This is a genomic window from Corynebacterium xerosis NBRC 16721 = ATCC 373, assembly GCF_001552415.1.
Lineage (GTDB): Bacteria > Actinomycetota > Actinomycetes > Mycobacteriales > Mycobacteriaceae > Corynebacterium > Corynebacterium xerosis.
Genome location: NZ_BCRD01000006.1, coordinates 92,275 through 113,564, shown reverse-complemented (window position 1 = coordinate 113,564; position 21,290 = coordinate 92,275). Strand labels below are relative to the sequence as shown.

At 68.7% G+C, this 21,290-nt stretch carries 16 protein-coding genes; 13 read left to right on the top strand and 3 right to left on the bottom strand.

Annotated elements, in window-relative coordinates; translation table 11 throughout:
* The first annotated feature begins 47 nt into the window (after positions 1–47).
* The gene (gene aspA / locus CX1_RS10515; protein WP_082719307.1) at positions 48–1,667 is read left to right on the top strand and encodes an aspartate ammonia-lyase; all 1,620 of its coding nucleotides are present in this window, start codon (positions 48–50) and stop codon (positions 1,665–1,667) included.
* A complete protein-coding gene (locus CX1_RS10510; protein ID WP_046651504.1) occupies positions 1,664–2,974 on the top strand; it encodes an anaerobic C4-dicarboxylate transporter in 1,311 nt (436 codons plus the stop codon). The genes aspA and CX1_RS10510 overlap by 4 nt, the downstream gene beginning before the upstream one ends.
* A 141-nt stretch (positions 2,975–3,115) precedes the next feature.
* Here CX1_RS10510 and CX1_RS10505 read toward each other — a convergent pair whose 3' ends face one another.
* The 3 genes from CX1_RS10505 to CX1_RS10495 form a co-directional block, all read right to left on the bottom strand.
* The gene (locus tag CX1_RS10505) at positions 3,116–3,706 is read right to left on the bottom strand and encodes a TetR/AcrR family transcriptional regulator (protein WP_046651505.1); all 591 of its coding nucleotides are present in this window, start codon (positions 3,704–3,706) and stop codon (positions 3,116–3,118) included.
* Between the two features lie 67 nt (positions 3,707–3,773).
* Positions 3,774–6,182, bottom strand: a complete 2,409-nt coding sequence (locus CX1_RS10500) for an MMPL family transporter (protein WP_060925641.1) — start codon at positions 6,180–6,182, stop codon at positions 3,774–3,776.
* Between the two features lie 868 nt (positions 6,183–7,050).
* Positions 7,051–8,004 (bottom strand): RecB family exonuclease, encoded by a 954-nt coding sequence (locus CX1_RS10495; RefSeq protein ID WP_060925640.1) that lies wholly within the window; start codon positions 8,002–8,004, stop codon positions 7,051–7,053.
* 83 nt (positions 8,005–8,087) lie between these two features.
* Between CX1_RS10495 and CX1_RS10490 the strand changes: the two genes are divergently transcribed.
* The 11 genes from CX1_RS10490 (at position 8,088) to CX1_RS10440 (ending at position 21,146) form a co-directional block, all read left to right on the top strand.
* A complete protein-coding gene (locus tag CX1_RS10490) occupies positions 8,088–8,927 on the top strand; it encodes a tRNA (adenine-N1)-methyltransferase (RefSeq protein ID WP_046651506.1) in 840 nt (279 codons plus the stop codon).
* A 51-nt stretch (positions 8,928–8,978) separates the two neighbouring features.
* Positions 8,979–10,658 (top strand): proteasome ATPase, encoded by a 1,680-nt coding sequence (gene arc, locus CX1_RS10485; protein ID WP_046651507.1) that lies wholly within the window; start codon positions 8,979–8,981, stop codon positions 10,656–10,658.
* Between the two features lie 9 nt (positions 10,659–10,667).
* Positions 10,668–12,206, top strand: a complete 1,539-nt coding sequence (gene dop / locus CX1_RS10480) for a depupylase/deamidase Dop (RefSeq protein ID WP_046651508.1) — start codon at positions 10,668–10,670, stop codon at positions 12,204–12,206.
* A 72-nt stretch (positions 12,207–12,278) separates the two neighbouring features.
* Positions 12,279–12,479: a ubiquitin-like protein Pup gene (locus CX1_RS10475; RefSeq protein ID WP_046651509.1), complete on the top strand. Its 201-nt coding sequence runs from the start codon at positions 12,279–12,281 to the stop codon at positions 12,477–12,479.
* Positions 12,480–12,500: 21 nt separating this feature from the next.
* Positions 12,501–14,006, top strand: a complete 1,506-nt coding sequence (gene pafA, locus CX1_RS10470) for a Pup--protein ligase (RefSeq protein ID WP_046651522.1) — start codon at positions 12,501–12,503, stop codon at positions 14,004–14,006.
* 59 nt (positions 14,007–14,065) lie between these two features.
* Positions 14,066–15,031, top strand: coding sequence for a helix-turn-helix transcriptional regulator (locus CX1_RS10465; RefSeq protein WP_169793216.1), 966 nt, complete (start codon positions 14,066–14,068; stop codon positions 15,029–15,031).
* A complete protein-coding gene (locus CX1_RS10460; protein WP_046651510.1) occupies positions 15,028–16,038 on the top strand; it encodes a helix-turn-helix transcriptional regulator in 1,011 nt (336 codons plus the stop codon). Before CX1_RS10465 ends, CX1_RS10460 begins: the two co-directional genes overlap by 4 nt.
* Before the next feature lie 88 nt (positions 16,039–16,126).
* On the top strand, positions 16,127–16,468 hold the full coding sequence (gene tatA / locus CX1_RS10455; protein ID WP_046651511.1) for a Sec-independent protein translocase subunit TatA: 342 nt from the start codon (positions 16,127–16,129) through the stop codon (positions 16,466–16,468).
* Between the two features lie 70 nt (positions 16,469–16,538).
* Complete coding sequence (gene tatC / locus CX1_RS10450; protein ID WP_060925653.1) at positions 16,539–17,666, top strand: twin-arginine translocase subunit TatC; 1,128 nt, start codon at positions 16,539–16,541, stop codon at positions 17,664–17,666.
* Between the two features lie 275 nt (positions 17,667–17,941).
* Complete coding sequence (locus CX1_RS10445; RefSeq protein ID WP_146780739.1) at positions 17,942–18,232, top strand: hypothetical protein; 291 nt, start codon at positions 17,942–17,944, stop codon at positions 18,230–18,232.
* Positions 18,233–18,290: 58 nt separating this feature from the next.
* A complete protein-coding gene (locus CX1_RS10440; RefSeq protein ID WP_060925638.1) occupies positions 18,291–21,146 on the top strand; it encodes a DEAD/DEAH box helicase in 2,856 nt (951 codons plus the stop codon).
* The last annotated feature ends 144 nt before the right edge of the window (positions 21,147–21,290 follow it).

Genomic DNA, 21,290 nt, shown 5'->3' with positions numbered 1-21,290 from the left:
GCAGTTTTTTCGTGACCCGCAGCCCGTGCGCACGTATGCTTGTGGGCATGAGCACAATTGGAAAAAACGAGGCACCGGGCCACAAGCACCGGATAGAAACCGACCTCCTCGGCGACCGGGAAGTACCGGCGGACGCCTACTACGGCGTGCACACAATGCGCGCCATCGAGAATTTCTCCATCTCGGGCACCACCGTCAACGACGTCCCCGAGTTCATCCGCGGCATGGTCATGGTGAAGAAGGCGACGGCCATCGCCAACCGGCGAATCCACACCATCCCCTCCGACGTCGCCGACGCGATCGTTTGGGCGTGCGACCAGATCCTGGTCAATCACCGCTGCCTCGATCAGTTCCCCACCGACCTGTTCCAGGGCGGCGCGGGCACCAGCATCAACATGAACACCAACGAGGTCGTCGCCAACCTCGCCCTCGAGTACCTCGGCTTCCCCAAGGGGCGCTACGACGTCGTCAACCCCAACGACGACGTCAACCAGTGCCAGTCCACCAACGACGCCTACCCGACGGGCTTCCGGCTGGCCGTCCACATCGCGCTGCAGGCTCTGCTCGTGGAGCTCGACGAACTCGAACACGCTCTCCACGAAAAGGGCGACGAGTTCAACGACATCATCACCATGGGCCGCACCCAGCTGCAGGACGCGGTGCCCATGACGCTGGGCCAGGCATTCCACGCCTTCGGAAACAACCTGTCGGAGGAGCATGCGGTGCTGGCGCAGTCCGGCGAAATGCTGCTCGAGGTCAACCTCGGCGCCACGGCCATCGGCACCGGCGTGAACGCCCCCGCGGGCTACCAGAAGGCCGTCGTGCAGTCGCTGCGCGAAGTCACCGGGCTCGAGATCCGGTCGGCCAAGGACCTGATCGAGGCGACCTCCGACACCGGTGGCTACGTCAACGTTCATTCCGCGCTCAAGCGCACGGCGATGAAGCTGTCGAAGATGTGCAACGATCTGCGCCTGCTGTCTTCCGGCCCCCGCGCCGGCCTCAACGAGATCAACTTGCCCGAGATGCAGGCGGGATCGTCGATCATGCCCGCGAAGGTCAACCCGGTCATCCCCGAAGTGGTCAACCAGGTGTGCTTCAAGGTCTTCGGCAACGACGTGACCCTGTCGATGGCCGCAGAGGCCGGTCAGCTCCAGCTCAACGTCATGGAGCCCGTCATCGCCCAGTGCCTGTTCGAATCGATCGGCCTCCTGCGCCGTGCTGCGACCACCCTGCGCTCCAAGTGCATCACGGGCATCACCGCCAACGCCGACGTGTGCCGCGCCTACGTGGACAACTCTATCGGCATCGTCACCTACCTGAACCCGGTGATCGGCCACCACCAGGGCGACATCATCGGACGCGAGGCCGCCGCGACCGGCAAGGGCGTGCGCGAGCTCGTGCTGGAGAAGGGGCTGCTCGACGCAGCCGAGCTCGACCGGATCCTGTCCACCGACAACCTCATGCACCCCGAATACCGAGGGAAGAGGTACGTGGCGGGGGAGACCCGCCTGGCGGAGTTGGGCCTGCAGCCCGACGCCGACGGGCCAGATTCACCGCAGGACGTTCCAGCCGACGTTTCCGCCGCGCCCGGCCATGCCGAGATCGACGGTGAAACCGGGTCCGCGGACCAGGAGAACGTCAATCTGCAGGGTGATGATTTGCGGTGATTCTCGCAGCTCAGATTATCGCGGTAGTGGCCGCGCTGATCATCGGTGCCCGTTGGGGATCCGTCGGCATCGGTTTCGCCGGTGGCGCGGGCGTTCTGCTTCTCGGTGCTATGGGCACCCCGGTCACGGCGGAGGACATCCCCTTCGACGTCATCGGAATCATCATGGCGGTCATCGCGGCGATCTCCGCGATGCAACGGGCGGGCGGAATGGACTACCTGGTCCATCTCGCCGAACGCCTCCTCCGCCGCAATCCCAAGCGAGTCACGTTGCTCGCGCCCCTGGTGACGTGGTCGATGACGGTCCTGGCCGGCACGGGACACACGGCCTTTTCGACGCTCCCGGTCATCGTGGAGGTGTCGAAGGAGGGCGGAGTCCGTCCGTCGCGGCCGTTGTCGATCGCGGTCGTCGCCTCCCAGATGGCCATCACGGCTTCACCGATCTCCGCCGCCGTCGTGTTCATGGCATCGGTGCTCGAACCAAGGGGAGTCGGGTATCTCCAGCTCCTCGCCGTGGTGATCCCGTCGACCCTTCTGGCGGTGATCGTCACGTCCTTCGTCGTGGTGCACCTCGGCCGAGAGCTCGAGGACGATCCCGTGTACCGGCAGCGGCTCGAGGACGGGCTGGTCAAGCCGCCCCGCGAGTCCGCGGCATTCGAGGCCGCGCCCGGAGCGAAGGCCTCCGTGGGCATCTTTCTCGCGGCCATCGTCACCGTCATGGTCTACGCGACCTTGATCTCCGACCAGATCGGGCTGATCACCGATCCCTCGCTGCCGCGCAATGAAGCGATCATGGCCATCATGCTCGCCACTGCGGGACTGATCGTGGCCGTGGCCAAGATCCCCGCCGCCGAAGTTCCCGGCACGCAGGTGTTCAAGTCGGGCATGAGCGCGACCGTCTGCGTCATGGGCGTCGCCTGGCTCGGCTCGACTCTGATCAACGCGCACATCGACGGCATCAAGTCCACTGCGGGGGACTTGCTCACCCAGTGGCCGTGGCTGCTCGCGGTGGTGCTCTTCTTCGCGTCGGCGCTCCTGTACTCGCAGGCGGCGACCGCGAAGGCGATGATCCCCGCCGCGCTCGCGGTCGGGGTCAGCCCCTTGACCGCAGTCGCCAGCTTCGCGGCAGTGTCGGCGCTCTTCGTTCTGCCGACGTACCCCACTCTGCTGGCGGCCGTCGAAATGGACGACACCGGCTCCACCCGCTTGGGCAAGTACGTGGTCGACCACCCGTTCTTCATCCCGGGCACCGTCTGCATCGCGCTTGCCGTGGCATTCGGTTTCGCCATCGGGGCAGTGGTCCTCTAAAGCGGCCGGCGAACGCGAACCGGTCCTATATAGCGGCCGGCGAACGCGAACCGGTCCTATATAGCGGCCGGCGAACGCGAACCGTCGCAAAGCCAAAACGACCCGCACCGGAAACCGGTGCGGGTCGTCCCATGCCGGGGGTCAGGCGACGCCGCCGGCGATGAAGTCGAAGGCCTCGTCGAGCAGCTCCGGCATCGATCGGCCGCCGGCGAGTGACTCGTCGCGGGCGGCCTCGAGCACGACGCCGGATGCCGACATGCACACGTGGATCAGCGCCTGCGCGCGGAAGGGCGACAGCCCGCCGCCGGAGCGCTCGACGATCGCGCCGCGCAAACCCTCGAAAACGCAGCGGGCGCGCTTGCCGGCGTCCGGGCCGAGACCCGCCATGATGTGCTCGGCGACGGTCGCCAGGTTCGGCACCGACGCGAGATCGCCCCGCGGCTTGCCGTACATGTCCACGATGATGCCCCGCAGCACCTCGAACGGCGTGAGGTCCGCCGGGGCGGCGCGCATCTGCGTCTCCCAGACGGCGATGGCCTCCTCGATGAAGAAGAGGAACGCATCCTCGCGGGCGGCGAAATAGTTGTGGAACGTGCGGGGCGACACGCCGGCGCCGGCGGCGATCGCCGCCACCGTCGCCCCTTCGTCGCCCTCGGTCACCAGCAACTCCACCGCCGCCGTCGCCAAATCGAACTTGGTCTGGCGCTTCTTTTGCTCGCGCAGTCCCGACATTCCCCTGCACCTTTCGGTTCGCGTGCGGTCTCGCCCCGCACGATCACGCGCATATCGGAAGAAGGTATCAGGAACGCGCCACCGACGAATCAACGGTTTCGGTCGGCGTGGCGGCGGCGTCATCAGGGCGCGCCGTCAGCGACTCGCCCTCGATGTCCACCTTGGGGAGGATGCGGTCCAGCCAGCCCGGGATCTTCCACGCGCGCTCGTCCAGCAGGAACATCGTCGCCGGGATGATGGTCATGCGGACGATGAACGCGTCGAGCAGCACGGCCAGCGCCAGCGCGAAGCCCATCACCTTGATGAACGGCTCGTCCAAGAGCATGAACGCCGCGAACACGGAAATCATGATCAGGGCCGCGGCCGTGACCACGCGGGCGCCGTGCTTGAAGCCGTTCGACGTCGCGTTGCCCGCGGTCTTGCCGTGGGCCCAGCCCTCGCGCATGCGGGTGACCAGGAAGACCTGGTAGTCCATGGCCAGGCCGAAGACGATGCCGATGCACATGATGGGCAGGAAGCTGATCAACGGCTGCGGATCGGAAATGATGCCCAGCCAGCCCTCCTGCCACACCGCCACGGTCAGGCCCAGCGTCGCGGCGACGGAGAGCCCGAAGCCCAGCGCCGCGAGCAGCGGCACCCACAGCGAGCGGAAGACGACCACGAGCAGCAGGAACGCCAGCACCATGATGATGGCGATGTACGGCACCAGCACCTCGGACAGCCGCTCCGAAATGTCCTCGTAGATGGGGGAGACGCCCGTGACCGAGTAGGTCGCGGGGGCCCCGGCCTCGAAATCGTCGACGCCGGCGCGGATGTTGTCCAGCACCTCGGCGGCGCGCGGGTCGGTGGCGCCGACCTCCGGGGTGATCAGGATCTGCGCGGCGGTGCCGTCCTCGGACATGCCGACGACCTGCGCGTTGGTCACGCCGTCGATGCCCTGGATGTGGGCGGCCGCCCCGCCCAGGATCATGGGCAGCTGCGCGGGGTCGACGTCGCCCGAGCCCGCACCCGCGTCGGCATCGCCGGTCACTTCGGCCAGCGCGACCATCGGCGCGTTGCGCCCCGGCCCGAAGGCGTCGTCGATCATCTCGTAGGCGGCGCGGTTCGGCGTGCCGGGGGCGGCGGAACCGTCCGAGGGCATGGCCAGGCGCATCTGCGTGGCGGGGATCGCGGCCAGCGCCAGCACGATGACGCCGCTGAGCAGGAACAGCACCGGGCGGGCGCGGATCATGCGCACCCACTTCAGGCCCATGGTCGGCTTTTCGTCCTCCGGGTCCGGGGCCTTGACGATCGGCGCCCGCGCCGCGAACACCTTCGTGCCCACCGCGCCGAGGATCGCCGGCAGCAGCGTCACGGCGACGAGCACCGCGATGAGGACCGTCGCCGCCGCGGAAAACGCCATCGCGGTAAGGAAGTCGATGCCGATGATCGACAGCGCCACCAGCGCGATGATCACCGTCATGCCCGCGAACACGACGGCCGTGCCCGCCTTCCCCACGGCGAGGCCGGCCAAATGGGCGCGCTCGCGGAACGGGATCCCGCGCAGCTCGTCGGCAAGCTCCTTGGGCTCCAAATCGTTTCCGCCGACGTGGAGCACCAGCTCATTGCGGAAACGCGACAGGATGAACAGCGCATAGTCGATGCCGACCGCCAGGCCGATCATGACCGCCAGGGTCGGGGTCATCGACGTGATCGAATCCGTGAACGACGTCGCCGCGTACACGCCCGCGATGCCGATGCCGACGCCGATGACGCCGGTGAGCAGCGGCAGGCCCGCCGCGACGAAAGACCCGAAGGTGATGATCAGCACGACCGCCGCCACCGCGATGCCCAGCAACTCGGCGATGAAGGACAGCTCGCTCATCTGGAAGACGTTGCCGGAGTAGGCGATGTCCAGCGCGCCGTCGTCATGCTCGTCAACGACCGCGGTGAAGGCGTCCTTCGCCTCGGGAGTCACGTCCATCGCGCCGTCCGCGTCGAACGTGACGGTCACGGTGCCGGTCGCCGCGTCCTCGGACAGCGGGGAGACCGCCGCGATGTTGGCGTCGATCTGCTCCTGCGGCATGCCCTGCGCCGCGTACTGCTCGTTCATCTGCTGGGCGACGCCGCCGGCGGCGAGCACGGGGGAGACCAGCGCTTCGGCGTCGGCCAGCTCGTCGAGCCCGCGCAGGTCGGCCAGGAACGCGTCGACCTCCGCGGACACCTCGGGGTCGGTCAGCGCCGCGCCATCGCGGGCCTGCATGACCACCGTGCCGGTCGGGGCTTCCAGGGCGTCGCCTTCACCGGGGAAGCGTTCCTGGATGCGCTCCTGCGTCTCGACCGATTCGAGGCCTTCGATGGTGAAGCTGTTGCTCATCGGCTGGGTCAGCGTCGCGGCCGCGGTGCCGGCGCCGAGGATCAGCAGGATCCAGATGGCGATGAACCGCCATCGGTGGAGGTAGGCCGATCGGCCCACCTTGTACAGGAATGTCGCCATGTGGGCGGGGCTCCTCGTTCGTCGTCGTGTGGGTCGTGGTCGGGTGGGGGGACGGGCGCCGTCGCGGCGGCCTCGCGATGCGCGCACGATGTTCGCGCCCGTTTCACGCTCGCCGCACGCCTGCTTGACGCTTGCTTCACGCTTGCTGCACGCCCGCTTTACGACGCCCACCTCACCCGTAAAGCCGCCCCAGATTATTGCAGGATGAATGCAAGCATCCAACGTGGCGCGGCCGAATGTGCGAAATGTCACCGCGCACCGATCGGGCGAGCCAATCCAGCGCCGCCCGGCGCGCCCGACCCCTCCCGCCCCTTGCCTCTCACACGCGCGCCCCGTCGCCCCGCGCACCCCTCGCTTCCCACGCGCCCCTGATCCCACATGCGTCGCACCCGCAACACCCAACCGCACCCCAGAAGGTGGAACCCCACAGGATCGACGCAGACGGCCGAACGGCGCGGAATCGAGGGAATGTGCCACAGGGCCACCCAACCCCGCAGAACGCCATACGGCGCGATATTTGAAATCGAGGTCATTTCACCAGACCCGAATTAATGGGCCCATCCCCACGAATTCAATACCGCGCCGTACGTAACCGATCTTTTCGCCGCGAAAGCGCTGATGTTGAAGAAATGGACCCTCAAATCTTCAACATCAGCCCGTTCGCGCCCCTCGAACTACCGACGTACGGCGGCTTCTTGCTCAGGAAATTCTCAGGCTCGGATTTGCGGTGGAAAACGGCGTCGATCGGGCACCACTCGCCCCTTCGTGGGCTCGATGGCGCGCATTGCCCGATCGCCGGAGGCTTCGGCGCCGCTGTTACTCGCCACGTGGCGCGTGCCGTGCGAAGTGAAGCGAAAATCGCGGCCGGCTACTCGCCGTGGGCACCCGGCCAGCCCGGGTATTCGGGCGGGGTGCCGCCGAACGCGGGACACAGCTCCTGGAACGAGCACCATCCGCACAGCTTCGACTTCTTCGGCCGAAAATCGCCGAACTCGCCGTCGCGGACGATGGACGCCCACAGGCGCGCGAGCTCACCCTCGAATCGCTCGAGCTCGGGCGCGGTCGGCGAATGCGTCAGATCGTCGGCGACCTTGAGGTACATCAGCCGCAGCTGCTCGGGGATCCGCCCGGTCATGCGCCACCACACCAGCGCGTAGAACCGCATCTGGAACAGGGCCTCGTTCTGGAATCGCGGATGCGGCTTCTTGCCCGTCTTGTAGTCCACGATGCGCACCTGCCCGGTGGGCGCGACGTCGACGCGGTCGATGAAGCCGCGCACGGGCACGCCGGCGGTCTCGTCGGTGCCGGTGTCGAGCCCGAGGGTCATCTGCACGAACTTCTCGATCTCCGCCGCATCGAAGCCCGTCGGGTTCTCCATGATGAAGTACCCCTTCAGCAGACCGCGGCATTCGACGAGGAAGTCGAGCAGGGAATCCTCGGGCACGAGCTCGGAAAGTTCGCCGCTGGGGTCGTCGTCAAGCATCTTCTGCCAGGTGGGCTTGAGTTGCTTGACGACGGCCGGGTAGGAGCGGTCCTCCCGAGGCTGCGCGTGCATGTGCTCGAGAACCGCGTGGACGAGGGTGCCCTTGACCTGCGCGACGGTGGAGGGCTCGGGAAGCTTGTCTATCGCCCGGAGGCGGTACTTCAGGGGGCACTGCCGATAGTCGCCGGCGCGGGACGGCGACAGGGCGAGACCACGGCGCTTCGCGGGGGAAGGGGCGGAGGACGGGTCCGAGGAAGGGTCCGGTGACGGGGACGCGGACGAAGTCGAAGACGAAGAGGGAGAAGCGGCCGAATCGGAGTGCAGGGGGCTTTCGGGCATACTGGCCAGGTTAACCCGGGGCCCGGATCGAACCGGCGAGCCCCGCCACCGACCGCACACGATGCAGCGAGGATCAGACGAACATGGCAGACAGCGGCCCGTTCCAGGAAGGCGATCGCGTCCAGCTCACGGACTCGAAGAACCGGCATTTCACCGTGACGCTGGAGAAGGGCGGCCAGTTCTTCACCCACCGCGGCGCCATCGCGCACGACGACCTCATCGGCGCGCACGAGGGCACCACCGTCACCTCCGCCGAGGGCACGGTCTACCTGGCCATGCGCCACCTGCTGGTCGACTACATCCTGTCCATGCCGCGCGGTGCCGCGGTGATCTACCCCAAGGATGCCGCGCAGATCATCGTCGAGGGCGACATCTTCCCGGGCGCCCGCGTCCTGGAGGCCGGCGCCGGCTCCGGCGCGCTGAGCCTGAACCTGCTGCGCGCCATCGGCCCGGACGGCAAGCTGTTCAGCTACGAGATCCGCGAGGACCACATCGAGCACGCCGAGCGCAACGTCGTCGAGTTCCTCGGCGGCAAGCCGGACAACTGGGACCTGCGCCTGGGCGACATGGCCGAGGCCACGCCCGACGATCTCGGCGGCCCGGTCGACCGCATCATCCTGGACATGCTCGCCCCGTGGGAGTGCCTGGACACCGCCTCGAAGCTGCTGCAGCCCGGCGGCGTGCTGATGGTCTACGTGGCCACGGTGCCGCAGCTGATGAAGGTAATGGAGGGCATCCGCGCCCAGAAGTGCTTCACCGAACCCCGCGCGTGGGAATCGCTGGTGCGCGATTGGAACGTCAAGGAGCTGTCCGTGCGCCCGGCGCACCGCATGCAGGCGCATACGGCGTTCCTGGTGTGGGCCCGCAGGCTTGCCGACGGAACGGTGCCCCCGCGGCCGCAGCGCCGCAATCAGAAGAGGTAGCAATCGGAGGTATCGGCTGCCGCGGCCGTACCGGTGGGTAACCTGGGGGCCATGACCACCCCCGCCGACACCATCCGTGATCTGCAGCAGAAGAACCGCTCGTTGGGCGCGCGCAACGAGAAGCTCGTGGAGCTGCTGCGCGAGTCGCGCGACCAGATGACGCTGCTGCGCCAGGACCTCGAGCAGATGACCAATCCGCCGAGCACGTACGGCATTTTCCTGGAGCCGGCGAAGGGCAAGATCGACGACCCGAACGGGCCGATCGGGCAGACCGGCGGCGCGTCGAAGCCCGCTCAGGCCGCCGAGGTGTGGACCGGCAACCGCCGCATGCGGCTCAACGTCATCCGCAGCATGGACGTCGCCGACCTCAAACCCGGCACGATGGTGCGGCTGACCGACGGCAACCTGATCGTCGAGGACTGCGGCTACCCCGACCATGGCGATCTGGCGCTGGTCCGTGAGACTCTCCCGGACCGCAAGCGCGTCCTGGCGACCGATCACCACGGCGAGGAGTTCGTCGTCAAGCTGGCCGGCGACCTGCAAGCCAAGGTCGGCGACACGGTGCTCATCGACCGCAAGTCGGGCCACGCCTTCGAGGTGATCCCGAAGGCCGAGGTCGAGAACCTGGTGCTGGAGGAGATCCCCGACGTCGAGTACTCCGACATCGGCGGCCTGACCCGCCAGATCGCGCAGATCCACGACGCGGTGGAGATGCCCTTCCTGCACCCGGAGCTGTTCACGCGCTACCAGTTGCGGCCGCCGAAGGGCGTGCTGCTCTACGGCCCGCCCGGCAACGGCAAGACGCTCATCGCCAAGGCGGTGGCCAATTCGCTGGCGCGCAAGATCGCGCTGAACAAGGGGCACTCGGAGGAGGAGGCGAGACGGGCGCAGTCGTACTTCCTCAACGTCAAGGGCCCGGAGCTGCTGAACAAGTTCGTGGGCGAGACCGAGCGCCAGATCCGGCTGATCTTCGACCGCGCCCGCGACATCGCGGAGAACGGCCGGCCCGTCATCGTCTTCTTCGACGAGATGGACTCGATCTTCCGCACCCGCGGCTCGGGCGTGAGCTCCGACATGGAGAACACGGTGGTCCCGCAGCTGCTGGCGGAGCTCGACGGCGTGGAGGGCCTGGAAAACGTCATCGTCATCGGCGCGTCGAACCGCGAGGAGATGATCGACCCGGCGATCCTGCGCCCGGGCCGCCTGGACGTGAAGATCCGCATCGAGCGCCCGGACGAGCAGGCGGCGAAGGAGATCTTCGCCAAGTACCTCACCCCGGAGCTGCCCTACGCCGCCGCGGAGATCGAGCGCCACGGCAGCGTCGCGGCGGTCGTCGAGGCGCTGACGGAGTCGGTCGTCGAGCGGATGTACCGCACCAGCCCGGACAACGAGTACGTGCGCATCCGCTACGCCGACGGGTCGAGCGAGATGCTGTACTTCCGCGATTTCAACTCCGGCGCGATGATCGCCAACATCGTCGACCGCGCGAAGAAGCACGCCATCAAGGAGGTCATCTCCGGCGGCGCGGACGGCATCACCGAGTCGCATCTGCTGCGGGCGGTGCGCGAGGAGTTCGCCCAGAACGAGGACCTGCCCAACACGGCGAACCCCGACGAGTGGGCGCGGATCTCCGGCCGCCCGACGGGACGCGTCGTCGACGTGCAGGTCGTGCAGCACGATCACTCGTCGGACGTGCTTGACGACGGCCCGCGCGACGGCGCAGGGGAGTAGGGGATTCACATGGCGCGAGTGCTGGGCACCGAAATCGAATACGGCATCACGTCGCCGGGCAAGCCGGAGCTGAGCCCGATCCTGACCTCCACGAAGGCCGTGCTGGCCTACGCCGAGGCGCACGCCGGCGGACTGGACCGACGGACCCGCTGGGACTACGAGCCGGAGTCGCCGTTGCGCGATTCCCGCGGATTCGACCTGCGGCGCTACCGCATGGCGCCGGTCGTCGACCCCAATGCGCTGGGCGCGGCGAACCTGATCCTGGTCAATGGCGCGCGGTTCTACGTCGACCACGCCCATCCCGAGTATTCGGCGCCGGAGACGACGTCCGCGCGCGACGCGCTGGTGGCGGATCTGGCCGGCGACCGGATCATGCTCGAGGCGGCGCAGCTGGTCGGACGGGGTTCCGTCGGCGCGGGGTCGAGCCGTTCGGACGAGGACTCCGAGCCGATCGAGCTGAAGATCTACCGCAACAACGTCGATGGCAAAGGCGCCAGCTACGGCGCGCACGAGAACTACCAGTTCCGCCGCGACACCGACTTCGACGCGATCATCGGCGGTCTGACGCCGTTCTTCGTCACCCGCCAGGTCTTCACCGGGTCGGGGCGCGTGGGCCTGGGGCAGAAGGGGCAGGAGCCGGGCTTCCAGATTTCGCAGCGCGCCGACTACATCGAGACCGAGGTGTCGCTGGAGACGACGCTCAATCGCGGCATCATCAACACCCGCGACGAGCCGCACGCCGACGCCGACGAGTGGCGCCGTCTGCACGTGATCATCGGCGACGCGAATCTGTCGCAGACGGCGACCCTGCTCAAGCTGGGCACCACGTCGCTGGTGCTCGACGCGATCGAGGACGGCGTCGATTTCTCCGATCTGAAACTGCGCGAGCCGGTCGCCGACGTCCAGCGCGTGTCCCGCGATCTGGCGTGCACGCAGAAGCTGCAGCTCGACGACCACGTCACGCATCTGACGGCCATCGAGATCCAGCGCCGCTACCTCGAGCGCGTCGCGCCCTACGCCACCGACGACGGCGGCCGGGAGATCATCGCACTGTGGGGCGAGGTCCTCGACCTGCTCGAGACCGACCCGCTGTCGACGGCGCATCTGCTCGACTGGACGGCGAAGCTCAAGCTCATGGAGGGGCTGCGGCAGCGCGCGGGCATCGGCTGGGACCACCCGAAGCTGGCCCTGATCGACATCCAGTACTCCGACATCGACCCGGCCCGCGGGCTGTACCACGCGCTGGTGCGTCGCGGCGCGATGACAACCATCGCCGACGACGCCGAGGTCGAGCGCGCCGTCACCCACGCACCCGAATCGACCCGCGCCTATCTGCGCGGCGGGCTGCTGCGCCGCTTCAGCGACGACGTCGTCGCCGCCAGCTGGGACAGCGCCATCGTCGATGTCGGCGACGAAGTCGTCAAGCTCACGATCTCAGACGTTTCCGGGTTGGGCGCGGGCGCCGTCGGAAAGCTGCTCGAGGAAGCACCCGACATCGCGAGCCTGGTTGCCGGACTGCGCGACCGCGGCCTGGCAGGATTGTCCTAGCTCACGCGAACCAGCGACGGCACGGTAAACCGACGGCAACAGAATTCGATAGCACCGAAAGAGGAGAACACCATGGCGGACATCAAGGGCGGCCAGATCCAGGGCGGCGGCGGTTCCGGCGGCGACGACGACGCGATCGACGAGGTCGCCGGCGGCGGCCAGGCGCAGGCCCACATCGACTCCACCGACGATCTGCTCGACGAGATCGACGGCCTGTTGGAGAACAACGCGGAAGAGTTCGTGCGCTCCTACGTGCAGAAGGGCGGCGAGTAGGCCGTGGTCGACGCGGTGGAGATGGACGGCGCCGGTGCCGCGGCGGCGTTGACCCGGCGCATCGCCGGCGTGGAGACGGAGTACGGCATCACGTGCACCCTCGACGGCGAGCGGCGCCTGGGCCCCGACGAGATCGCGCGGTTCATGTTCCGCCCGGTCATCGAGGAGTTCGGGGCGACGAACATCTTCACCGCCAATGCCGGGCGGCTCTATCTCGACGTCGGCAGCCACCCGGAATTCGCCACCGCCGAGTGTGATTCGGTGTCGCAGCTGGTCGCGCACGACCGGGCGGGCGAGATGCTTCTCGACGACCTGGCGGAGAGGGCCGAGAAGGGCCTCGTCGGAGAGGACATCGGGGGCAAGGTTTTCCTGTTCAAGAACAACGTGGACTCCGCCGGCAACTCCTACGGCTGCCACGAGAATTACCTGGTCGGCCGCGGCATGGGGCTCAAGGCGCTGTCGAAGCTGCTGCTGCCGTTCCTGGTCACCCGCCAGCTGCTGTGCGGCGCGGGCAAGATCGCGCGGCCGTACCCGGGCAGCCCGTACGAGGATGAGCCGGAGCAGTACTGCTTCTCGCAGCGCGCCGACCACGTGTGGGACGGCGTGTCCAGTGCGACGACGCGGTCGCGGCCGATCATCAACACCCGCGACGAGCCGCACGCCGACTCGACGCGGTTCCGCCGCCTGCACGTCATCGTCGGCGACTCGAACATGTCGGAGACGACCACGGCCCTGAAGATCGGCTCGACGCAGCTGGTGCTGGAGATGATCGAGGCCGGCGTGGAGCTGCCGAACTTCGAGGTGGCCAACGAGATCAAGGCGATCCGCCTGGTCAGCCGCGACATGACGGGCACCGCGCCGATCCCCCTGCGGGCGGGCGCGGAGAAGGCCGAGGCGTCGGCGCTGGAGATCCAGCGGGCGTATCTTGCGGCCGCGACCGAGTGGCTGGAGCGCCGCGACGACTCCGGCGGCGGCACCCCGAACGAGGAGATGGCGCGGCTGGTGGAGTTGTGGGGCCGGGTGCTCGACGCCGTCGAGTCGGGCGATTACTCCGCCATCGAGCGCGACATCGACTGGGCCATCAAGCTGTCGCTGCTGCGGCGCTTCATGGACCGGGGCCTGGACATCGCCGACCCGAAGCTGGCGCAGGTGGACCTGGCGTACCACGACATCCGGCCCGGCCGCGGCATCTTCCGCGCTCTGGAGGCCAGGGGAGCGGTGTCCCGCTGGGTCACCGACGAGGCCATCGACGAAGCAAAGGCGAACCCGCCGGCGACGACGCGGGCGGTGCTGCGCGGCCGTTTCCTCGCCGCGGCCCGCGCCGCGGGTGCGGCGACCGTCGTGGACTGGACGCACCTGAAGATCTCCGGCGAGGATCCGCGCATGGCCGTCGTCGACGATCCCTTCGCCACCGCCGACGCGGAGGTCGATGCGCTGGTCGCGCACCTGGAGTCGCTCGGGACCGCCTCCGACGGAGCAACCACCGAAGAAATCACCGAAGGAACCACCGAAGGGAACGCCGGATGAACGCCGCGCCCCGACCCGCGGATGGGGATGCTCGGTACTCGGCCGTCCGCATCCGGCGCGTGAGCCTGCTGGCCGCACTGGCCGATGATCCTGCGGGGCTGCGCGGGGACTGGATCCTGCGCACGGTCCGCGGGTACAACACCGTCAGCGAGGAATCGGCCGCGCGCTACCTGCGCGACGACGTCCCCGCTCTCGCCGCCGCCGGCATCCGCGTCGAGTGGGACGCCCGGAACGCCACCCTGACCCTCGACCGGTCGTCGTTCCGCACCGATGATCCGGGTTTCACCGAGGAAGAATCCGAAGCCCTGGCCATGGCATCGCTGGTGGCCTTCGACGACGATTCGCTCAAGGACCTGACCACCGGCGCGTGGGCGAAATTGGCGCCGATCGCGCGCCGCTCCAACCTCGCCGACGACCGCGGCACCGTCATCTTCGGCGACCGGGTCAGCCTCGACGGCACCCAGTTCGCCGACCTCACCCGCGCCATCCAGCCGCCGCGCAAGCGCGTGGAGTTCTACTTCGCGCCGCAGCTGTTCGCCGAAGAGGTGCTGCGCACCATCGAGCCGTGGGCGATCGTCAACCTCAAGGGCCGCTGGTACGTCGTCGGCCACGACGTCGACCGGGATGACGTGCGGACGTTCCGCATGACCCGCATGGTCGACGTCACCGTCACCGACGCCGACGCCACGCAGCCGATTCCCGCGGAGAATCTTCAGGACATCGCGGAACGCTCGCTGAACAGGGGAGCGGCGCCGGTCACCGCCGTGGTGAAGCTCGCCGACGGCGCGGACCCGCGGGCGTGTGCCGACGTGCTGGCCTCCGCCCGCGATCTCGGCGACGGGACCTGGGAAATCGGGCCGGCGACCACCGCCGAACTCGTCGACGCCGGATTGGAACATGCCGGCGACCTGATCGTCGTCAAGCCGAAGGACGTGCGCGACCGCATCGTGGAAACGCTGCGCGCCATCGTCGCGGCAGACGATGAAGCCGACGACGCAACGCCGAATGGGGAGGAGCGCCGATGAGCGACAAGGACGTGCCCGAACTGTCCTGGCTGCGGACGCTGACGCTGGTGCCGTACTTCGCCGAGGAGCGGCAACTGACCGAGGCCTCCGTGGACCTGGGCATCGAATACCGGCAGTTGCGCGAGGCGCTGGACTTCCTGGCGCAACTGGAGATGCCGGGGCTGCCCGGCACGGCCGCGTTCGAGGTGCGGGTCAAGGGGCTCTCGGCGCGGGTCACGCCGGCGGCCGAGCTGCTCGCCGAGCCGCTCCAGTTGGCTCCCGAAGAGCTGTCGGCGATGCTGCTGACGCTGGAAACCCTCGAATCGTCGCCGATGCAGCGCGACCCGGACATCGCGCGGTCCGCCGCGGCGAAGCTGCGTGCCGGCGCGACCGGGCGCACCGCCGTGGCCGACACGACGCCGCACGCGACCGTGGACGTGGCCCATGCGGAGATCCTCGCCACCGTGCGCGAGGCGATCGCCGAGCGGAAGGTGCTCGAACTCGACTACCGCTCGGCGTCGGGGGAACGGGGCGTGCGCCGCGTCGACCCGGTGACCCTGGTGATGATCGAGGACGACCCCTATCTCAAGGCGGTCGACCGCGCCGATGACGGAAGCGGTGCAGGCGAGACCGTCGTCAAGTCCTTCCGAATCGACCGCATGCTCGCGGCCGCGAAAACCGGCGAGGAAGCCCGGTGGCACGACGTGCCGGAGTTCGACGCGAACGATCCCCACGGATTCCTCCGCGACGGCGGCGCATGGGCCGCCGTGGAGGTCGCCGCCGATTCGACGTGGGTCGCCGAATACGACCCCGTGGCCTTCGCCCACGACGCCGACGACGAGGACTTCCCGGAAGGCGGCCCGTACCCGGCGTGGGTGCCGGCGACCAACGCCGACCGGACCGTGGGGTTCCTGCTCCGCCGCTGGCCGGGCGTGAAGGCCATCGACCCGGTATCGTTGCACAAGGCCGTGGCGGACCGAGCACGCGCGGGGCTTCGCGCGTATGGTGAGGTCCCTGTCGACGGGTGAACCGGCCCGGTCCACGAACCCGCCCACGCAATCTCGAACACGCAATTTCGAACACCGAACTTCGAATATAGCCCGAAAGGTGAAGCGGATGCCGAATCTCGGCCCCACCGAGCTCATCATCATCGCAGTCGTCCTGATCCTGCTCTTCGGATCCAAGAAGCTGCCCGACGCCGCCCGTTCCCTGGGCCGCTCGATGCGCATCTTCAAGTCCGAGGTCAAGGAAATGAAGCACGACGACGAGCAGCCCGAGGTCCCGCAGCAGCAGGCCATCCAGCAGGCGCCGCAGGCTCAGCCGCAGCAGCCGTACGCTCAGCAGCCTCCGCAGGCCCAGCCGCAGCAGTACCAGCAGGCTCCGCAGACGCCGCAGGCCCAGCAGGTTCCGCCGCACGTGCAGCAGCCGCAGCAGCCGAACCTCGACGACCAGCGCTAGATAAGTGGTGGCGGAAACCGCTCAGCGCCCCCGGCTCCGCAAACGCAAGAAGCGGGACCCCGAGGGCGTCATGTCGATCGTCGAGCACATCCAGGAGCTGCGCTCCCGGTTGCTCAAGGCCCTCGCGGGCATTCTCGTCGGCACCATCATCGGCTTCACCTGGTACCAGTTGTCCTTCACGCTCGGCCCGTGGCGCCTTCCCTTCGGCGATTGGACCTTCGGCCCCGCGCACGTCATGTCGTTGGGCGAGATCCTCAAGGAGCCGTACTGCCAACTGCCGCCGGAACAGCGCTTCGGCGGTGCCGAAACCGGGGAGTGCCGCCTGTTGGCGACGAGCCCCTTCGAAATGTTCATGCTGCGCCTCAAGGTCGGTGCCCTGGCGGGTCTGGTCCTCTCGGCGCCGTGGTGGCTGTACCAGATCTGGGCGTACATCACGCCGGGCCTGGTGCGGAAGGAACGCCGCAACACGCTGATCGCGGTGACCGCGGCGGCCCTCCTCTTCGCCGCCGGTGCAGTCCTGGCGTACTTCGTCGTCGCCTACGGCCTCGAGTTCCTGCTCCAGATCGGCGACAACGCGCAGATCGCCGCGTTGACCGGTGGGCAGTACTTCAACTTCATCCTCGCGCTGATCCTCATTTTCGGCGTCAGCTTCGAGCTGCCGTTGTTCATCATCATGCTCAACGTCGTCGGCGTGCTGCACTACGAGACGATGAAGGACAAGCGACGCCTGATCATCCTGCTGCTGTTCATTTTCGCCGCGTTCATGACCCCGGGCCAGGACCCGGTGTCGATGATGGTGCTGGCGCTGTCGCTGACGGTGCTCATGGAGGTCGCGATCCAGTTCACCCGCATCAACGACCGCCGGCGCGACAAGCAGCGACCCGACTGGCTCGACCTCGACGACGACCAGTCGTCCGGCCCGATCGCTACCTCCGGGGGCATCGGGCAGCTCGGCGGCATCGACGCCCCGGCGCCGGTGTCCGCGTCCGGTGCCGTCGGCGGCACGGCGCCGGTCGGCCGCACCGCCCCGGTTTCGGGTCCCGGCGCAGTCAGCGCGCCGAGCCCGGTGGGCACCTCGCCCCGACCGACGACGCGGCCGACGCGCAACTCGCGCCCGGCACCGCCCGCGGCGCCGCCGGCCGAGGTGACCCCGGACCTGTCCACGCGTTCCGGTTCGGACTTCGACGACGTGCTGTAGACGGACCGCAGACGACGCCGGCACCGGCGCGGATGCGGCTCCTATGAGCGTCCCGGGTACGCACCCCGAATACGCTCCGCCCCCACCCATTACCGCGTGGGGGCGGAGCGTTTCCGCATCTCAACACCGTCAACCGCGATTGCCATGTCTTACCCCCGTTGTCGGTCACCGCTATTGACCGTCGGGCATGGCCCCGGAAGACTCTCCGCAACGACCACGGAAGAGGCGCACCGGATCCGGCCGCGAGCACCGTGTCCGACGGGGACGGAGAAACCATGACCACGACGATGACGCCGACCAAGGCGGAGCAGCGCCTGCGGAAGCTTGTCGTCGGATGGGGTCTCGTCCTCATCGGCATGACGATCGGCTACATCGGGTGGACGCTGCCGAATGCCTGGACGGGCTGGACGCTGTGGGCGGTGGCGGGCACGCTGGCCACCATCAGTGCCGCGGTGGCCTATCTCGCGCACGTGACCCGCAGCATCGCGCTCGGACTGGCCGCGATCCTGCCGTTGGCGTCGCCGGTCATCGTCATCGCGGTGGGATTGTCGGCATACGGCCCGTGACGGCGCGCCCACCCGACGACCCCCGGTCCCGGGGCACGTTTTGTGACACCCTTGACGCATGACCCTTCTGGACGACTTCATCGCCGACCTGGGCTTCGCCCCCGATGATTTCCAGCTCCGCGCCTGCCGCGCCATCGAGGCCGGGCGCGGAGTTCTGGTGTGCGCGCCCACCGGCGCCGGCAAGACCGTCGTCGGCGAGTTCGCCATCCGCGCGGCCTTCGCCGACGGCGGCAAGTGCTTCTACACGACGCCCATCAAGGCGCTGAGCAACCAGAAGTACCACGACCTCGTCGCCGTCTACGGCGAGGAGAAGGTCGGGTTGCTCACCGGCGACGTGTCGCGCAACGGCGATGCCGACGTCGTCGTCATGACCACCGAGGTGCTGCGCAACATGCTCTACGCGCAGTCGCCGACGCTGAACCGCCTGAGCCACGTGGTCATGGACGAGATCCACTACCTCGCCGACCGCGAGCGCGGGCCGGTGTGGGAAGAGGTCATCCTCAATCTCGACGAGTCGGTGAAACTCGTCGGCCTGTCGGCGACGGTGTCCAACTCCGAGGAGTTCGGCGACTGGCTGTCCACCGTGCGCGGCCACACCGAGGTCGTCGTCACTGACCACCGCCCGGTGCCGCTGAGCCAGCACATGCTCGTCGGCCAGCGCCTGTACCCGCTGTTCGAGGCCGGCGGCACCGACGTCAACCGCGACCTGCTCGAAGCCGCCGCCCGCGCCGAATCCGGTTACGACGACGGCCGCGGCGGCAGGGGAGGCCGCGGCCCCGCCCCGCGCGGCCGCCGGGGTTCCGACGATTCCGGCGGGGGCGACTACCTCGGCGGCGGCAAATTCGCCCGCCACCAGTGGAAGCAGCGGGAGGAAACGCAGAAATGGCGGCCTCCGCGCCGGGGGGACGTCGTCAAGCTGCTCGGTTCGCGCTCGATGCTCCCGGCCATCGTCTTCATCTTCTCCCGCGCCGGCTGCGAGGGTGCGCTGCAGCAGCTCGGCGCCTCGCGCATGGAGCTGACCGACATGGGCGAGCAGGAGGAGATCGGCGCCATCATCGACGCCGGCGTCGCCGACATCCCGCCCGAGGACCTCGAGGTGCTCGGCTTCCGACGCTGGCGGCGCACGGTGATGCGGGGATTCGCCGCCCACCACGCGGGGATGTTGCCGGCGTTCCGGCACATCGTCGAAAAGCTCTTCAATCGTGGCCTGGTCAAGGTCGTGTTCGCCACGGAGACGCTGGCGCTGGGCATCAACATGCCCGCGCGCACCGTGGTGCTGGAGAAGCTGGTCAAGTACAACGGCGAGGCGCACGTCGATCTCACGCCCGGCCAGTACACGCAGATGACCGGCCGCGCGGGCCGCCGCGGCATCGACACCCAGGGCAATGCGGTGGTGCAGTGGGCACCGGCGATGGACCCGAAGTGGGTCGCCGGCCTGGCGTCGACGCGCACGTACCCGCTGGTGTCCACGTTCACGCCCGGCTACAACATGTCCATCAACCTGCTGCGCACCCTCGGCCATGCCGAGGCGCGGAAGATGATGGAGAAGTCCTTCGCCCAGTTCCAGGCCGACGGCGACGTCGTCGGTGACGTCGCCGAGCTGGACCGCGCGCGGGCGCGGGTGGCGCAGCTGTCCGCCGAGATGGGCGAGGCCGGCGCCGACGTCGAGGGCCTGCTGGCGTACCTGGAGCTACGCTCGACCATCTCCGCCGAGGAGAAGGCCGCCAAGCGCCGCAACATCGAGGACCGGCACACCGAGACCGTCACCGTGCTGCGACGACTGCGCCGCGGCGAGGTCATCGCCATCCCCATGGGCAAGAAGGCGCAGCTGGCGGTGGTGGTGCGCGAGGACAATTCGCCCAATCACCCGCGTCCGACCGTCGTCGGCGTCGGCGGGTTCACCGGCCGCATCGAGCCGGACGCGTTCCCCAGCGCGCCGGAGGTCCTCGGCCGCGTGAAGGTGCCCGGCGACGCCGCCCGCCATCCCAAGCGCGCCGTGAACATCATCCGTTCCGAGATCGACCGCCACAACATCCGCGGGCCCAAGCGCCTGCGCCGCCGCACGGCCGTCACGTCGCCCGAGCTCAAGCGCCTGCGCCGCGAGTTGCGCGATCACCCTTTGCACGGCGATCCCGCGGTGGAGTCGGTGGCCCGGGATGCCGATGCTTTGCGACGGGCACAGTCCACCGTGGCGACCCTGGAGCGGCGCGTGTCGGCAGCGTCGGACACTTTGGCGCGGACCTTCGACCGCGTGCTGGCGTTGCTCGGCGAGATGGACTACGTCGAGTGGCCCGAGGCGGGGGAGCCGGGGACGGCCGGCGAGGGTGGTGCGGTCGATCAAGGCGGTGCGGTCGGCGAAGGCGGTGCGGTCGGTGAGAGCCGCGCTCCCGGTGAGCCGTACGTTTCCGAGGAAGGCGAGCGTCTGGCGCGGATCCACAACGGCTCCGACCTGCTCGCCGCCCAGTGCCTGCGGCGGGGCATCTGGAATTCGCTGGACCCGGCCGAGCTGGCCGGCGCGGTGTCGACGCTGGTGTTCGAAAACCGCAAGGCGACCCAGGGTTCCGACGAGGTGCCCACCGAGCCCCTGGCCGCCGCGATCTCCGACACGTACCGGATCTGGCAGGAGCTGGCCGCAGACGAAAAGCGCCACCGCCTGCCCATGACGCGGATGCCCGACCTCGCTTTCGCCACCGCCATCCACCAGTGGACCGCCGGCGCGCCGCTGGGGTATTGCCTGTCGGCGGCGAAGGAGGCCGGCGCGGAGCTGACGCCGGGTGACTTCGTGCGCTGGTGCCGCCAAGTGGTCGACCTGTTGTCGCAGGTCCGGCACACCGGGTACTCCGAGGAGATCCGCGACAACGCCACCCAGGCCGTGCAGGCGATCCGCCGGGGAGTCGTGGCCCTGGGCCACTAGCGCGCGTCCGGCGGCCCGACTGGCTGTCCTCTGCGCTCAGCTGCCCGCCCGCCCGTCCTCTGCGCGCCAAGCTGCCCGCCCGGCTGTCCTCTGCGCGCTCAACCCACCCCGAATGAGCTAACCCACCCGTTACAGCGGGTGGGT

Excerpts from the sequence above, each read along its gene's own strand:
- aspA (WP_082719307.1), top strand. The coding sequence starts at position 48 with ATGAGCACAATTGGAAAAAACGAGGCACCGGGCCACAAGCACCGGATA.
- CX1_RS10505 (WP_046651505.1), bottom strand. The coding sequence starts at position 3,706 with ATGTCGGGACTGCGCGAGCAAAAGAAGCGCCAGACCAAGTTCGATTTG.
- CX1_RS10500 (WP_060925641.1), bottom strand. The coding sequence starts at position 6,182 with ATGGCGACATTCCTGTACAAGGTGGGCCGATCGGCCTACCTCCACCGA.
- CX1_RS10495 (WP_060925640.1), bottom strand. The coding sequence starts at position 8,004 with ATGCCCGAAAGCCCCCTGCACTCCGATTCGGCCGCTTCTCCCTCTTCG.
- CX1_RS10490 (WP_046651506.1), top strand. The coding sequence starts at position 8,088 with ATGGCAGACAGCGGCCCGTTCCAGGAAGGCGATCGCGTCCAGCTCACG.
- arc (WP_046651507.1), top strand. The coding sequence starts at position 8,979 with ATGACCACCCCCGCCGACACCATCCGTGATCTGCAGCAGAAGAACCGC.
- dop (WP_046651508.1), top strand. The coding sequence starts at position 10,668 with ATGGCGCGAGTGCTGGGCACCGAAATCGAATACGGCATCACGTCGCCG.
- CX1_RS10475 (WP_046651509.1), top strand. The coding sequence starts at position 12,279 with ATGGCGGACATCAAGGGCGGCCAGATCCAGGGCGGCGGCGGTTCCGGC.
- pafA (WP_046651522.1), top strand. The coding sequence starts at position 12,501 with ATGGACGGCGCCGGTGCCGCGGCGGCGTTGACCCGGCGCATCGCCGGC.
- CX1_RS10460 (WP_046651510.1), top strand. The coding sequence starts at position 15,028 with ATGAGCGACAAGGACGTGCCCGAACTGTCCTGGCTGCGGACGCTGACG.
- tatA (WP_046651511.1), top strand. The coding sequence starts at position 16,127 with ATGCCGAATCTCGGCCCCACCGAGCTCATCATCATCGCAGTCGTCCTG.
- tatC (WP_060925653.1), top strand. The coding sequence starts at position 16,539 with ATGTCGATCGTCGAGCACATCCAGGAGCTGCGCTCCCGGTTGCTCAAG.
- CX1_RS10445 (WP_146780739.1), top strand. The coding sequence starts at position 17,942 with ATGACCACGACGATGACGCCGACCAAGGCGGAGCAGCGCCTGCGGAAG.
- CX1_RS10440 (WP_060925638.1), top strand. The coding sequence starts at position 18,291 with ATGACCCTTCTGGACGACTTCATCGCCGACCTGGGCTTCGCCCCCGAT.